This window comes from Streptantibioticus parmotrematis, assembly GCF_019890615.1.
GTDB classification, from domain to species: Bacteria; Actinomycetota; Actinomycetes; order Streptomycetales; family Streptomycetaceae; genus Streptantibioticus_D; species Streptantibioticus_D parmotrematis.
In genome coordinates, this window is record NZ_JAINVZ010000020.1 from 66,909 (window position 1) to 81,837 (window position 14,929).

Annotated in this window: 13 protein-coding genes and 1 other RNA gene; 3 read left to right on the forward strand and 11 right to left on the reverse strand. The window is 71.3% G+C overall.

All coding sequences use genetic code 11. The features are described from left to right. Positions 1-267 precede the first annotated feature (267 nt). From K7472_RS24595 to K7472_RS24605, 3 genes are all read right to left on the reverse strand, one after another. The gene (locus K7472_RS24595; RefSeq protein ID WP_222980730.1) at positions 268-1,899 is read right to left on the reverse strand and encodes a beta-N-acetylhexosaminidase; all 1,632 of its coding nucleotides are present in this window, start codon (positions 1,897-1,899) and stop codon (positions 268-270) included. Positions 1,900-1,997: 98 nt separating this feature from the next. Beyond that, positions 1,998-2,285, reverse strand: coding sequence for a DUF3039 domain-containing protein (locus tag K7472_RS24600; protein ID WP_109446893.1), 288 nt, complete (start codon positions 2,283-2,285; stop codon positions 1,998-2,000). 69 nt (positions 2,286-2,354) lie between these two features. After that, entirely contained in the window at positions 2,355-2,933 is a 579-nt protein-coding gene (locus K7472_RS24605) for a YqgE/AlgH family protein (RefSeq protein WP_222980731.1), read from the reverse strand. A 375-nt stretch (positions 2,934-3,308) separates the two neighbouring features. On the opposite strand from K7472_RS24605, the gene murA reads away from it, so the two are divergent. Continuing rightward, positions 3,309-4,649: a UDP-N-acetylglucosamine 1-carboxyvinyltransferase gene (gene murA, locus K7472_RS24610; protein ID WP_222980732.1), complete on the forward strand. Its 1,341-nt coding sequence runs from the start codon at positions 3,309-3,311 to the stop codon at positions 4,647-4,649. 120 nt (positions 4,650-4,769) lie between these two features. Here murA and K7472_RS24615 read toward each other — a convergent pair whose 3' ends face one another. The 3 genes from K7472_RS24615 to K7472_RS24625 all read right to left on the reverse strand — a co-directional run bounded on the left by K7472_RS24615 (position 4,770) and on the right by K7472_RS24625 (position 9,634). Then, positions 4,770-5,051, reverse strand: coding sequence for an HU family DNA-binding protein (locus K7472_RS24615; protein WP_109446887.1), 282 nt, complete (start codon positions 5,049-5,051; stop codon positions 4,770-4,772). A 339-nt stretch (positions 5,052-5,390) separates the two neighbouring features. Further along, entirely contained in the window at positions 5,391-6,833 is a 1,443-nt protein-coding gene (locus K7472_RS24620; RefSeq protein ID WP_222980733.1) for an NAD-dependent malic enzyme, read from the reverse strand. A 494-nt stretch (positions 6,834-7,327) separates the two neighbouring features. Then, entirely contained in the window at positions 7,328-9,634 is a 2,307-nt protein-coding gene (locus tag K7472_RS24625) for a HelD family protein (protein WP_222980734.1), read from the reverse strand. A 172-nt stretch (positions 9,635-9,806) separates the two neighbouring features. On the opposite strand from K7472_RS24625, the gene K7472_RS24630 reads away from it, so the two are divergent. Continuing rightward, on the forward strand, positions 9,807-10,022 hold the full coding sequence (locus tag K7472_RS24630; RefSeq protein WP_222980735.1) for a KTSC domain-containing protein: 216 nt from the start codon (positions 9,807-9,809) through the stop codon (positions 10,020-10,022). A gap of 222 nt (positions 10,023-10,244) precedes the next feature. Here the strand turns inward: K7472_RS24630 and ssrA are convergent. From ssrA to ftsE, 5 genes are all read right to left on the reverse strand, one after another. Continuing rightward, positions 10,245-10,625, reverse strand: a transfer-messenger RNA (tmRNA) gene (gene ssrA / locus K7472_RS24635). A 145-nt stretch (positions 10,626-10,770) separates the two neighbouring features. Next, positions 10,771-11,250: an SsrA-binding protein SmpB gene (gene smpB / locus K7472_RS24640; RefSeq protein ID WP_222980736.1), complete on the reverse strand. Its 480-nt coding sequence runs from the start codon at positions 11,248-11,250 to the stop codon at positions 10,771-10,773. 18 nt (positions 11,251-11,268) lie between these two features. Next, positions 11,269-12,528, reverse strand: coding sequence for a S41 family peptidase (locus K7472_RS24645; RefSeq protein ID WP_222980737.1), 1,260 nt, complete (start codon positions 12,526-12,528; stop codon positions 11,269-11,271). Between the two features lie 57 nt (positions 12,529-12,585). Next, positions 12,586-13,503, reverse strand: coding sequence for a permease-like cell division protein FtsX (gene ftsX, locus K7472_RS24650; RefSeq protein ID WP_109446873.1), 918 nt, complete (start codon positions 13,501-13,503; stop codon positions 12,586-12,588). Positions 13,504-13,646: 143 nt separating this feature from the next. Then, entirely contained in the window at positions 13,647-14,336 is a 690-nt protein-coding gene (gene ftsE, locus K7472_RS24655) for a cell division ATP-binding protein FtsE (protein ID WP_109446871.1), read from the reverse strand. 299 nt (positions 14,337-14,635) lie between these two features. On the opposite strand from ftsE, the gene K7472_RS24660 reads away from it, so the two are divergent. Beyond that, on the forward strand, positions 14,636-14,824 hold the full coding sequence (locus K7472_RS24660; RefSeq protein ID WP_222980738.1) for a hypothetical protein: 189 nt from the start codon (positions 14,636-14,638) through the stop codon (positions 14,822-14,824). Positions 14,825-14,929 lie beyond the last annotated feature (105 nt).

Here is a 14,929-nt window from a genome sequence, read left to right on the forward strand (position 1 = left end):
CCGTCGCCGACCTTGCCGGCCTGCCCGGCCCTGTTCGCCGTACGGTACGTGCTGACAGACCGGTGACGGCAACTCTGGCACATGTTCCGGACCGATCAACCCGTGGGTCCGTGAAGGGTGGTTCCGTCCCCGGAAGGGACGATCATCCGCTTGACAACCGTCTCACCACTACTCGCTGTTTGCCGCCCTTCGGACGTGTTGTACGGTTTTCCACCCTTCCATGCTCGCAGGAACAGCGGGCGTTCGGGGGCGTGTTCGGGCCTGTCTTCACACGATCGGGGGCGGACCCTCCTTCGGGCGTCCGATCACTCCGGGGCGGCGCTGCCACGGGTGCGGGCCGCCGGGCGGACGGTACTCGACGCCGAGGGCGTCAAGTCGGGCCCGGTGCGCGGCCATCCGGGCGGCGAAGCCGTCGTGGTCGCGCAGCGCGGGAGCGGGCAGGTCGGACCAGACGACCTCGGCGAACGCGGCCAGGCGCGGGAACGTCTGATAGTCGACGGCCCGCACGGTGTCGAGCACCTCGGTCCACAGGTTGGCCTGGGCGCCGAGCACCCGCGACGTCAACCGGGGTCCCTCTTCGGCGAGTTGTGCGGGAACCGGTTCGAAGCGGTAGACGTCCTCCTGGGCGCGCACCCATCCGATGGGGACCGGCTCGTCGGGGCCGCCGTCCTGCCGGTGGTCGAAGTAGACGTGCTGCTCGGGGCACATCACCACGTCGTGCCCGGCGCGCGCGGCGGCGATCCCGCCCGCGTAACCGCGCCAGGAGGAGACGGCGGCGCCCGGCGCGAGGCCGCCTTCGAGGATCTCGTCCCAGCCGATCAGCCGCCGCCCGCGGTCGGCGAGCCAGCGGTCGAAGTGCCCGATGAACCAGCTCTGCAACGCGTCCTCGTCGCGCAGCCCCAGCTCCTCGATGCGCGCCTGCACGGTCTTGGAGTCCCGCCACTGCTCCTTGGGGCACTCGTCGCCGCCGATGTGCACGAACGGCGAGACGTCGGCGGGGAAGAGGTCCAGCACCTCCTCGAGCACGCCCTCGTAGAAGCGCAGGGTGGTGTCAGTGGGGGCGAGTACGTTGGAATTGACGCCCCAAGTGGTCAGCACGGGAAGGGTGGTGGTGTCGATGACGTCGGTGTTGCCCAGTTCCGGGTACGCGGCGATGGCGGCCTGCGAGTGCCCGGGGATGTCGATCTCGGGGACCACGCGGATATGGCGCTCGGCGGCGTAGGCGACGATCTCGCGGATGTCGTCCTGCGTGTAGTAGCCGCCGTGCGGGCGGTCGTCGAAGCGGGTCGACTCGCGCAGGCCCACCTTGGTCCCGGTCCGCCACGATCCGACCTCGGTCAGCCGCGGGTGGCGCTTGATCTCGATCCGCCAGCCCTGGTCGTCGGTCAGGTGCAGGTGGAGCACGTTGAGCTTGTGCGCGGCGAGCAGGTCGAGGTAGCGCAGCACGACGTCCTTGGGCATGAAGTGCCGTGCCACGTCGAGCATGAAGCCGCGCCAGCCGAAGCGCGGCGCGTCCTCGATCGCGACGGCGGGCAGGCGTGCCTCGTGCCCGCCGACCGGCGCCCTGCGGAAGGCGCGTTCCCCGGCGAGCTGCCGCAGCGTCTGCGCGCCCCAGAAGACGCCCGCCGGGTCGCCGCCGGTGATCTCGACGCCGTCCGCACCCACCTGGAGCCGGTACGCCTCGGCGTCCAGCCCCGGATCGACCCGCAGCGTGATCCCGCCGGAGGCGTCCGCCCGGTCAGGCAGCGCGATCCCGAAGGCGGCACCGAGGACCCCGCGCAGCCACCGCGCGACCCCCTCCGCTCCGGGTCCGGCATGCAGCGGGGTGTCGGGGCCGAGGACGAAGTCTTCACCGGAGAGCGCGGTCCGGACGACCCGGGGCGCGGGGATGAGATCCATACGGACGTGCCTACCGGTCCAGACCACTCAGCACAAGTGGTCTGGACCAAAAACCGGCTGCGATCCGGCCGGGCCCGGACGCGCGGGAGCCTTCGGGGTTACTTCTTGCCGCCCTTGTCCTTGTCGCCGTCGCCGCCGGCTTCCATGGACTCGAAGATCTCCTTGCACATCGGACAGACCGGGTACTTCTTCGGGTCGCGGCCCGGGACCCAGACCTTTCCGCAGAGCGCCACCACCGGGGATCCGGAGAGGGCGCTCTCCATGATCTTGTCCTTCTGGACGTAGTGGGCGAAGCGCTCGTGGTCCCCGTCACCGTGCGACACCTGGGGTGTCGGCTCGACCAGGGTTCCGGTACCCGCCCCGCGCTCGGGCTCAAGAGTGCTCATGTCGAACTAGCCTAATTGACGGAACCCCGCCGTGGTCCAACCGAAGGGCGCACCCGTGCCGCCCGGCGCTCAGTTGAGGGACGGGTCGTCCGGGTAGGTGGCGACCATCGCCAGCTCGTTGCGCTGCCGCCGCAGCACCGAACGCCACAGCCGCTCCGGATCCGGCGAGGAGACGTCCCCCGGCTCGGACTCCACCACGTACCACGCGCCGTCCACCAGCTCGTCCTCCAGCTGGCCGGGCCCCCAGCCCGCGTACCCGGCGAAGATCCGCAACGACCCCAGCTCGGCGGCGAGCAGTTCCGGCGGCGCCTCCAGGTCGACCAGGCCGATCGCGCCGTGCACCCGCCGCCAGCCCAGCGGCGCCCCCTCGCCCTCACCCCGCGCCTCCCCCGGCACCACGGCCAGCGCGAGCGCCGAGTCCAGCGCCACCGGCCCGCCCTGGAAGACCACCTGCGGCGACCCCGCGAGCCCCGCCCACGGCTCGAGCACGTCGCCCACGCCGACCGGGGTGGGCCGGTTGAGGACCACGCCGAGGGTGCCGTCCTCGTCGTGGTCGAGGAGCAGCACCACCGCCCGCTCGAAGTTCGGGTCGGCGAGGGCCGGTGTCGCGACCAGCAGCCGTCCGGTGAGCGAGGACGCCTCCGTCATGCCCACATGATCCCGCATCCGGGCGGCGCGCGGGCGTCTCCCGCCCGACGTGACGACCGCGACACGACGACGCGCACGACCGCGTGCGCGACCACGCGGACGGGCGCCGCGGCGACACGCCGTCCACCCCACGTGTGACCGCCGTGTGATGACCTGTGGCATACCGCGTGACCGTGCCGTGCCGGTCGTAACGACCGTATGGCGCAGTCGCGTACGGCCTTGACGGGTATGGCCGCCGAGCGCATTACCATTTCTTCCGGTACCGAGCCCGCGCCCCGTCACCACGGCCCGGCGCGGCGGACACAGGTACCGCTGCGAGACTTACCCAGGCGTCACGCCTTCCCCGTTCTGTCCTTCTCCAGGAACGCGAGCCTCATGACCGACGACGTACTGCTTGTCCACGGCGGCACCCCGCTGGAGGGCGAGATCCGGGTCCGCGGTGCGAAGAACCTCGTGCCGAAGGCGATGGTCGCCGCCCTGCTGGGCAGCGGCCCCAGCCGCCTGCGCAACGTGCCCGACATCCGGGACGTGCGCGTGGTGCGCGGGCTGCTGCAACTGCACGGGGTCACGGTGGGCCCGGGTGACGAGGCGGGTGAGCTGGTGCTCGACCCGTCGCACGTGGAGAGCGCCAACGTCGCCGACATCGACGCGCACGCCGGTTCCTCGCGCATCCCGATCCTCTTCTGCGGCCCGCTGCTGCACCGCCTCGGCCACGCGTTCATCCCGGGCCTGGGCGGCTGCGAGATCGGCGGCCGGCCGATCGACTTCCACTTCGAGGTCCTGCGGCAGTTCGGCGCGGTCATCGAGAAGCGCCCCGAGGGCCAGTACCTGGAGGCGCCGCAGCGGCTGCGCGGCTGCAAGGTGCGGCTGCCGTACCCCTCGGTCGGCGCGACCGAGCAGGTGCTGCTGACGGCGGTGCTCGCCGAGGGCGTCACCGAGCTCGCCAACGCGGCCGTCGAGCCGGAGATCGAGGACCTGATCTGCGTCCTGCAGAAGATGGGCGCGATCATCTCGATGGACACCGACCGCACGATCCGCATCACCGGTGTGGACCGGCTCGGCGGCTACAACCACCGCGCCCTGCCCGACCGCCTGGAGTCGGCGTCCTGGGCGAGCGCGGCCCTGGCCACCAAGGGCAACGTCTACGTCCGCGGCGCCAGCCAGCGCGAGATGATGACGTTCCTCAACACCTACCGCAAGGTCGGCGGCGCGTTCGACATCGACGAGCAGGGCATCCGCTTCTGGCACCCCGGCGGCGACCTGAGCGCGATCGCGCTGGAGACCGACGTCCACCCCGGCTTCCAGACCGACTGGCAGCAGCCGCTGGTGGTCGCGCTGACGCAGGCGTCGGGCCTGTCCATCGTCCACGAGACGGTGTACGAGTCGCGCCTCGGTTTCACCTCCGCGCTCAACCAGATGGGTGCCCACATCCAGCTCTACCGCGAATGCCTGGGCGGCACGCCGTGCCGCTTCGGCCAGCGCAACTTCCTGCACTCGGCGGTCGTCTCGGGCCCCACCAAGCTCCAGGGCGCCGACCTGGTCATCCCCGACCTGCGCGGCGGCTTCTCGTACCTGATCGCCGCCCTGGCCGCGGAGGGCACCTCCCACGTCCACGGCATCGACCTGATCAACAGGGGTTACGAGAACTTCATGGAGAAGCTCAGGGCGCTGGGCGCCAACGTGGAACTGCCCGCGCAGGCGACAACGACCGCGTAAGACGGCAGGCGCCGACGCACGCCCAGCGGCGCGCCGGCGCACGCGCAACGCGAAGGGCGGCCACCTCGCGGTGGCCGCCCTTCGGGCGTTCCGGCGTCCGTGGGACGCCGGGACGACGCCTTACTTGCCCTTCGCGGCTTCCTTGAGCTTGGAGCCCGCCGAGACCTTCACGGAGTAGCCCGCGGGGATCTGGATCGGGTCACCGGTCTGCGGGTTGCGCGCGGTGCGAGCGGCACGGTGGGTGCGCTCGAAGGTGAGGAAGCCGGGGATGGTGACCTTCTCGTCGCCCTTGGCGACAACCTCGCCCGTCACCTCGGCGAGGGCGGCCAGAACGGCGTCGGCGTCCTTGCGGGTCACCTCTGCGCGCTCGGACAGAGCGGCCACCAGCTCACTGCGGTTCATATTCGTACTCCCGTGTTCTTCTTGCCATTGAGGCGTATTGCGATCCTCGGCCGCCCCTGAGGATGGCCGCCGCGTCGAAGCCGATGCTGCCAGGGCCCCCGGACACTTCACGCACCCGGGTCTTTGGCACGAGCTCCCGCCCGAATACGCATCCTGCCCTTATCAGCGGCGGGAAAGCCAATCCGGCACCCGTGAGAGTCACACGAAAAGCGCCACTGCGACAGCTTGGTGACGCTCCGTCCGCCCCTGACAGCGCAGCGGATGGTTTGTCCGGCCACGGCTGCCGCAACCATAGGGCCCCGGCAGCCGTGGCCTTCACACGACGCGCGGGCCGCGTGATTACTGGACGGCGGTCGCCACCGCGTCGGGTGCGGTGACGCCCTGCGCCTTGGCGGCGTCCCGGACGGCACCGGCGACCGCCCCGGCGACCTTGTCGTTGAAGACGCTGGGGATGATGTAGTTGGCGTTGATCTCGTCGTCGGCCACGACCTCGGCCAGCGCCCGGGCGGCGGCGAGCATCATCTCGGTGTTCACCGTACGCGACTGGGCGTCCAGCAGGCCGCGGAAGACACCCGGGAAGACCAGCACGTTGTTGATCTGGTTGGGGAAGTCGCTGCGGCCGGTGGCCACGACCGCGGCCGTCTCACGGGCGATCGCGGGGTCGACCTCGGGGTCGGGGTTGGCCAGCGCGAAGACGATCGCGCCGTCCGCCATCGCGGCGACGTCCGCGCCGTCCAGCACGTTGGGCGCGGAGACGCCGATGAACACGTCCGCGCCGACCACGGCCTGCTTGAGGGTGCCGGTGATGTCCTCGGGGTTGGTGTTGTCGGCGATCCAGCGCAGCGGCGACTCGGGGTCGGCGTCGACCAGATCGGTCCGCCCGCTGTGCACGACGCCGTGGATGTCGGCGACCACCGCGTGCTTGACGCCCGCCGCGATCAGCAGCTTGAGGATGGCGGTGCCGGCCGCGCCCGCGCCGGACATGACGACCCGCAGGTCCTCGATCTTCTTGCCGACGACGCGCAACGCGTTGGTGAGCGCCGCGAGCACCACGATCGCGGTGCCGTGCTGGTCGTCGTGGAAGACCGGGATGTCCAGCGCCTCGCGCAGCCGCGCCTCGATCTCGAAGCAGCGAGGGGCGGAGATGTCCTCCAGGTTGATGCCCGCGAAGCCGGGGGCGATCGCCTTGACGATCTCCACGATCGCGTCGGTGTCCTGGGTGTCCAGGCACAGCGGCCAGGCGTCGATGCCCGCGAAACGCTTGAAGAGGGCCGCCTTGCCCTCCATGACCGGCAGCGCCGCCTTGGGGCCGATGTTGCCCAGGCCCAGCACCGCGGAGCCGTCGGTGACGACCGCGACGCTGTTGCGCTTGATGGTCAGGCGGCGGGCGTCGTCGGGGTTCTCGGCGATCGCCATGCAGACCCGGGCGACGCCGGGCGTGTAGACCATGGACAGGTCGTCACGGTTGCGGATGGGGTGCTTGGACGCCATCTCGATCTTGCCGCCGAGGTGCATCAGGAACGTTCGGTCGGAGACCTTGCCGATCGCGACGCCCTCGATGTCGCGCAGCTTGCTGACGATCTGGTCGGCGTGCGCGGTGGACGTCGCGGCCACGGTGACGTCGATACGGAGCTTCTCGTGGCCCGAGGCGGTGACGTCGAGGCCGGTGACCGACCCGCCGGACGCCTCCACCGCGTTGGTGAGCTGACCGACCGCGGTCCCGCTGGCCGGGACCTCTAGTCGGACCGTGATCGAGTACGAGACGCTCGGCGCCGTTGCCATGCCGACTTCCTCCGCTGTTCCGCGTTGTCCGCGCCCGTGCCCATGGGTCGGGCACGAGACATCCGATCGTCCCACCTACCGGTGAGTAGGCGGTAACTGGGCCACCATCTTTATGGAAACAATATTCCACCATGCGGTAGATCCGGAGTGGACAGGGGTCCGATCCGGTGACCGCCGGAGCCCGGAAGACGCCCAACTTCCGCGACAGGAATGGACATCGCGAGTCGTTTGTTAGTCTGGATACGGCACCGGCTCGATCCAAGCCCCCGGGCCCAACCATTGTCGCTACGAGCGACCGCTAGCCGCGAGGCGAGCATGGCGGGCCGGTGTCACAGACGAAGACGAAGGGGCCCGCGAGGGCCCCTTCGTCGTTGTGGGCAGTCGTTCCTCCCCCAGCCGACGCCGGGGCTGCCCCCTGCGGGACGGGTGGGCACCACCGCCCCACCGGCCCGCACCCGGCGACGAAACGCCCACCCCGAACCAAGCGAAGCCGCCTACTCCCGCAAAAGATCCGGCACCCCGCCCCCATCCGGCTCGTCCCGCACCCCCGCCACCACGGTGAGCCGTTGCGTGGCCCGCGTCAGGGCCACGTACAGCACGCGCAACCCCGCCGGCGACTCGTCCGCGATCTCCGCCGGTGAGACGACGACCGTCGCGTCGTACTCGAGTCCCTTCGCCTCCAGGCTCCCGAGCGGCACGACCCGCTCCCCCAGCCCCGTGAGCCATTCGCGCGCCTGCGCCCGCCGTCCCATCGCGACGACCACCCCGATGGTCCCCTCGACCTCGTCCAGCAGCCGCGCCGCGCACTCCCGCACGCTCGCGCCCAGGTCGTCGCCCGCGACCTCGAACCGGGGCACCAGCCCCGTCGACCGCACGGCGGACGGGGGCCGCGTCCCGGGCATGGCGAGGCGCAGCACCTTGGACGCCAGTTCCGCGATCTCCGCCGGGTTGCGGTAGTTGACGGTCAGTTCGAAACGCCGCCGCACGCGTGCGCCCAGCGCCTCGTCGCGGGCCCGGGTCGCCTCGTCCACGTCCGCCCAGGAGCTCTGCGCCGGGTCGCCGACCACGGTCCACGTCGCGCTGGTACCGCGCCGGGCGACCATCCGCCACTGCATGGGCGTGAGGTCCTGCGCCTCGTCGACGATGACGTGCGCGTACTCGGCGCGTTCCTGCTCACGGCGCTCGGCGCGGGTGCGGCGCCCGGCGGACATGCGGTCCGCGTACGTCGTCACCTCCTCCAGGCCGGTCAGCTCGTCCAGCGGGTCGGCCTCACGCGGCCGGACCGGCTCCGGGGGCGTGCCGAGCAGGATCCGCAGCTCGTCCAGGAGCGCCACGTCGTGCACCGACAGCGGTCCCTGCCCGGCCGCGTCCAGCCGCCGCAGCGAGCGGGCCAGCTGCCGTACCTCGCGCTGCGCCAGCACCCGGCGCGCCCAGCGCCCGAGCCGCCGTTCCTCGGCCATCGTGGCGAGCACCCCGCGCGGGGTGAGCACCGGCCACCACCGGTGCAGGAACCCGGTGAACGCGTCCTCGCCGGAGACGTCCTCGTCGAACGCGGCCCTGGCCTCCGCGATCAGCTCCGGGTCGACCAGGTGCCTGCCGCGGCCCGACTTCTCCCACAGGGCGTCCAGCAGCAGCCTGCGGGCCCGCGGGCGCATCAGGTTCAGCGGCGCGGTGCCGCCCAGCGCGGTGTGGCGGATCGCGGCCAGTTCCTCGCCGTCCAGCTCCAGGCGGGCGCCGAAGGCGACCACCCGCAGCGAGGTCGGTACGCGTTCCCCCAGCTCCAGCGCGCCCCGGGCGGCCCGGCGCAGCACCGGCAGCATCCGCGAGGAGCCCTTGACCCGGGCCACCTGCGGTTCGTCGTACGTCGTGGCCTCGGCGCCCTCGACCAGCGAGCCGACCGCGCGGATCGCGACCTGCCCCTCCTCGCCCAGCGACGGCAGCACGCCCTCGGTGTACGACACCAGCAGCGGCGTCGGCGAGACGACGAGGATGCCGCCGGAGTAGCGCCGCCGGTCCTGGTAGAGCAGGTAGGCGGCACGGTGCAGGGCGACCGCGGTCTTGCCGGTGCCGGGGCCGCCGGTGACCTCGGTGACCCCCGGTGCGGGGGCGCGGATCACCATGTCCTGCTCGGCCTGGATGGAGGCGACGATGTCGCGCATGGAGTGACTGCGGGCCCGGCCGAGCGCCGCCATCAGAGCGCCGTCGCCGACCACGGCCAGATCCTCGCCGTCGAGGGTGGCCTCGACCTCAGGCCGCATCAGGTCGTCCTCGACGCCCAGCACCCGCCGCCCCCTGCTGCGGATCACCCGGCGGCGCACCACCCGGCCCGGATCCTTGGGCGTGGAGCGGTAGAACGGCGCGGCGGCCGGCGCGCGCCAGTCGATGACCAGCGGCGCGTAGTCCGCGTCGAGCACGCCGAGGCGGCCGATGTGCAGCGTCTCGGCGATGCCCGCGGTGCCGTCCGGGGCGATGGCGTCCTCGGCGACCTCGGTGGCGGTGAAGGCACCGTCCGGGCCGCGCTTGCCGTCCTTGCCGCGCAGCAGGTCGATGCGGCCGAAGAGGAAGTCCTCGAACTCCGAGTTGAGCCGGTTGAGATGGACCCCGGCCTGGAAGACCTGCGCGTCGCGCTCCGCGAGCGCGCCGGGCGTGCCGACCTGACCGCGCTTCTCGGCGTCGTCCACCAGGAACTCGGCCTCGTGGATCTTCTCCTCCAGGCGGCGGTACACCCGGTCCAGGTGTGCCTGCTCCACCGCGACCTCACGGTCCCGGAGTGCCTCCCGGACTGCGTCCTGCGCTGCCACGCAAGGACCCCCTCTTCTTGCTTCCGCGTGCGCCCCGTGCGCTCAAGCGACCTGCAACCGTACGCGAACGGGTGGCATCGATGCACGTAATCCATGGTGACGCGCCCCTCTCACGTGCCTCCGCGCACGATCCGAGGCTGCGGAAGCGCGTTCGCACGCGCACGCTGGGGAGGTGCACCGGACACCCGTGGAGTCGTCGGCGCTGAGGTCGGTGGGCTACGAGAAGCGCGTCCTGGAGATCGAGTACGTCCAGGGCCAGGTCTACGACTACCTGGACGTCCCCCGGCCGGTCTACGACGCGTTGATGACGGCGCAGAGCAAGGGCCGCTATGTCAACGCCCAGGTCAAGACCCACTACCGCTACCAGCGCATCACCAACGATCCCTGAAGCCCCGCCGGCGCCCCACTGCTCCGGCAACACCCCGACCGCGGTGCCCCCGCCTCCCGGCTCGTACGACACCACGGCTCCGACAGCACCCCGACCGCGGCGCCCCGCCTCCCTGAGGGGGGTGCGGGTGGGCGAAGCCCCCCGCCACGCGCGGCGAAGCCGCGCAAAACAGAAGAGGGCGAAGTGGCTCGCGTTTTCTGCGAGCACACTTCGCCCTCGACCTCGTGGAGATGGCGGGAATCGAACCCGCGTCCTACGGTGCGGAACCAGGGCTTCTCCGAGCGCAGTCCGCTGTGCTTTTCTCGGCCCCGGCAGTCACGCGGACAAGCCGCCGACGGGCCCAGCCACTGTGTGGTTTTCCACTAGCCCCCGTGGCCGGGCCTAGTGGTGGAGTTCCCTAGCTGATGCCAGGATCCGGGTCGGGAACAGCCCCGGGCTGACACTTCGCGAAGTCGCTGTCTGTTAGATCAGGCAGCGAGGGCGAAGGAATCGCGCTTGGTGTTGGCGATTATTGTTTTGCGGCACGTGGTTTACGAGATCATTGCCGCGTTCCTCGGCTCGCTTCCCCTGCCTCGACAACCGCAGTCGAAACCGATCATCCCCATGTTCTCTTCTCAAGGTGCGCAGCGGGACCTGGGCCCCGCTGGTGCACTGTCATCGTACGGGAACAACGCCCCGCACGGCCAGCGCATTCCCGCGCCCGGCCACCCGTCCGGGGCGGCTGGTGCCGGGGGTCAGGCGCGCGGGGTCAGGCGCGCTGCCTGCGGCGGGCCGACGAGATCGCGCGGTCCGCCTCGCGGCGGTCCTGCTTCTCGCGCAGCGTCTGCCGCTTGTCGTAGTCCTTCTTGCCCTTGGCGAGCGCGATCTCGACCTTGGCGCGGCCGTCCTTGAAGTACAGCTGGAGCGGCACGAGCGTGTGCCCGGTCTCCTGGGTCTTGCCGACCAGCTTGTCGATCTCGGCGCGGTGCATCAGCAGCTTGCGCTTGCGGCGCGCGGAGTGGTTGGTCCACGTCCCCTGGCTGTACTCGGGGATGTGCACGTTGTGCAGCCACGCCTCGCCGCCGTCGAGCTGCGCGAAGCCGTCCACCAGCGAGGCACGCCCCTGGCGCAGCGACTTGACCTCGGTGCCGGTCAGCACCAGGCCCGCCTCGTAGGTGTCGAGGATGTGGTAGTCGTGCCGCGCCTTCTTGTTCTGCGCGATCAGCTTGCGACCCGTCTCTTTAGCCATAGCGTGGCCATTCTCGCACTACGGCCCGGTGTCGAGGCCACTCAATACCGCCTCGCCCTCGGCCCGGGCGTCCTGCCCGCCGCCGACCGTCACGTCCGGGCGGATGCCCACGCCGTCCACCGCCCGCCCGGTCGGGGTGCGGTAGTGGCCGACCGTCAGCTCGGCGGCGGAGCCGTCCGGGAGGGTGGAGGGCATCTGCACGGAGCCCTTGCCGAAGGTGCGCGAGCCGACGACCACCGCCCGCCCCCGGTCCTGCAGCGCGCCGGTGAGCAGCTCGGCGGCGCTCATCGTGCCGCCGTCGACCAGCACGACCAGCGGCGTCATGGTGTCGGCCGGGCCGCGCGCCGCGTACAGGGAGTGCTCGGTGCCGTGGACGTCGTAGGTGGCGACCAGGCCTCCGTCGAGGAACGCGGACGCGGTGGCGACCGCCTCGGTGACCAGGCCGCCGGAGTTGCCGCGCAGGTCGAGCAGGACGCCGTCGCGGTGGTCGCCGTGGTCGAGGGCGGCGCGCACCTGCCCGCCGACACCGTGCACGAAGGAGTCGACGGCGATGTCGGTGACCCCGGCTTCGGGCTGGGTCACGGTGACCGCGTCGGCGGGCAGGACGGCCCGGCGCAGGCTCACCGTCCAGGACCGCCCGGCGCGTTGCAGCGCGAGGCGCACGGTGCTGCCGGGGCGCGGCGCGGGCGCGTCCTGCGGGTCGTCGGGGTCCGCCGGGTCGACGCCGCGCAGCCGGGCCACGACCTCGGTCACCGGCAGGCCGGTCACCGGGTGGCCGTCGATCGCGGTGAGCAGGTCGCCGACGCGCAGCCCGGCGCGCTCGGCGGGGCTCGCGGACTGCACGCGGGAGACCGACACCACGCCGTCCGGCGCCCGCCGCACCCACAGGCCGACGCCGGTGTACGTGCCGTTCAGCTCCTGCTGGAAGCCCTCGTACTGCTGGGCGGTGTAGAACGCGGACCAGCGGTCGCCGCTGCGGCTGACCAGCTGGGCGGCGGCCTGCGGGCCGACCCGGCCGTCGTCGATGGCGCGGGCGATCTCGGCGGTGTCGAGGCCGGTGCCGGACGCGGACGCGGGCTCGGCGGCCGGGCGGCTGCCCGCGGCCCGCCTCCCGTACGCGCCGGGCCGGCCGTCGTACGCCGCTCGGTGGCCGCCGATCGAACCGGTGGCCGCGCCGGTCGCCAGGACGGCGCCGAAGACCAGGGTCAGCGTCACTCCCTGGCGGATCCGCTGCGGGCCCCGGTACACCTCGGGACCGTACGTCGTGGGGCCGGACATGCTGGCGAGTCTAGGCCAGAAGGGCGGTGCGCACGGCGGCCGGTGACGGGCCGTTCGTCACACCTTCAGGTACTTGCGCAGGGTGAAGAACGCTGCCAGCGCGGGCATCAGCACGCCGACCGCCAGCACCAGCGGCAGCACCTTGACGACGTCGCCCCAGCCCAGGAACTGGATGAGCTTGATCTTGTCCTGGAGCGCGAGGCCGCCCTCGATCAGGAAGTACCGTCCGGCCAGCAGCATGCCGCAGGCGAGGCCGCCGCCGATCAGACCGGCGAGCGCGGCTTCCATGATGAACGGCATCTGGATGTAGAAGCTGGACGCGCCCACCAGCCGCATGATCCCGGTTTCCCGCCTGCGGCTGAACGCCGAGACGCGCACGGTGTTGACGATCAGCAGCATGGCGACGGTGAGCATGAACGCCAGCACCGCGAGCGCCACGTACGTCATGCCGTTGAGCAGACCGAAGAGGTTCTCCAGCAACTGCCGCTGGTCCTGCACCGACTGGACGCCGGGACGGCCCTCGAAGGCGCTGGTGATCACCTGGTACTGGTTGGGGTCCTTGAGCTTGACGCGGTACGAGTACTGCATCTGGTCCGGCGTCAGCAGGTCGATGCCCGCCTGCCCCTTGAACTGCTGCTGGTAGCGGACGTAGGCCTGCTGCGGGGTCTCCTCGTAGACCTTCTCCACGATCGGCAGTTTGACCAGGTCGGAGTGGATCTGCGCCATCTGCTGCGGGGTGACGGCGCCCTTGGAGCAGTTGGCGGTGTCCGTGCCGTCGGTCTTGTTGCACAGGAAGATCGAGACCTCGACCTTGTCGTACCAGTAGCCCTTCATGTGGCTCACCTGCTCCCGGCCGAGCCAGGAGCCGCCGGCGAGCGCGAGGGACAGGGCGACGGAGACGATGACCGCGAAGGTCATGGTGAGGTTGCGCCGGAGGCCTACGCCGATCTCCGACAGGACGAACTGCGCGCGCATGGTGACGTGGGGGCCTTTCTGCTGGGCGGCGGGACGGGTGCGACGGGCCCGGGGGCGGCGCGGGAGGCGCGGCCGCGGACGCGCTCAGGCGCGGGCGGGCTCGGCGCGGGTGGACGGTCCCGGACGGACCCGGGGAGCCGCACTCAGTGCTGGTAGCCGTACACGCCGCGCGACTGGTCGCGCACCAGACGCCCCTGCTCCAACTCGATGACGCGCTTGCGCATCTGGTCGACGATCTGCTGGTCGTGGGTGGCCATCACGACCGTGGTGCCGGTCCGGTTGATCCGGTCCAGCAGCTTCATGATGCCGACCGAGGTCTGCGGGTCGAGGTTGCCGGTCGGCTCGTCCGCGATCAGCAGCAGCGGACGGTTGACGAACGCGCGGGCGATGGCGACGCGCTGCTGCTCACCGCCGGACAGCTCGCCCGGCATGCGGTCCTCCTTGCCGGCCAGGCCGACCAGGTCGAGGACCTCGGGGACGGTCTTGCGGATGGTGCCGCGCGGCTTGCCGATGACCTCCAGCGCGAACGCGACGTTCTGCGCGACGGTCTTGTTGGGCAGCAGGCGGAAGTCCTGGAAGACGGTGCCCACTTGGCGGCGCATCTGCGGCACCTTCCAGTTGGACAGCCGGCCCAGGTCCTTGCCGAGGACGTGCACCGCGCCGGTGTCGGTGCGCTCCTCGCGGAGCATCAGGCGCAGGAACGTCGACTTCCCGGAGCCGGAGGAACCCACCAGGAAGACGAACTCGCCCTTCTCGATCTCCAGCGACACGTCCCGCAGTGCGGGACGGTTCTGTTTGGGGTAGGTCTTGCTGACATTGTCGAATCGGATCACAGCTGCACCAGGATGGGTCTGGAGGGGACGGACAGCCGTCAGCGCGGCTCTCCCGGTGGCCAGACCTTACGCGAAGCGGCCATGACGGCGCAGGCGGCGTACGGGGAGGGTGGGTTTCCTCACCCGCTAATCGGGGACAAAGGGCGCATCGGCCGCGTACGGCGTCGGCGGGGCGCGCCGGATCGGCCGGAAACTGGCACAGTGGAGTTCAGCGGTGTACGAGGCGCCGCGGTACGGCGCAGTCGCCTCGGGAACCCGTGGACGCCTGGCGGCGTTGTCAAGGGTGAGGAGGACATCGCATGACATGCGACCGACTGGTGTGCGCGAACTGCGCGAACCCCGTATCCGAGGGCCGCTGCCCGGTCTGCCGGGCCAGCCGAGCCCGCCTGCACCAGCAGTCCCCCTTCGCCAACCTGACCCCGGCCACGCTGGTCGCTTTGCTGGTGGCGCTGATAGCGGTGGCTTTGGTGATCCACCAGGCGGCGTAGGGGATGCCGGGGGCCTGAGGGCGCGGAGGCGATGGTCCGCGGCGACAGATCGGCAACTTGCTCGACCTGCCTGTAGCTGGACGGAGACGTCATATCTGGCACGTT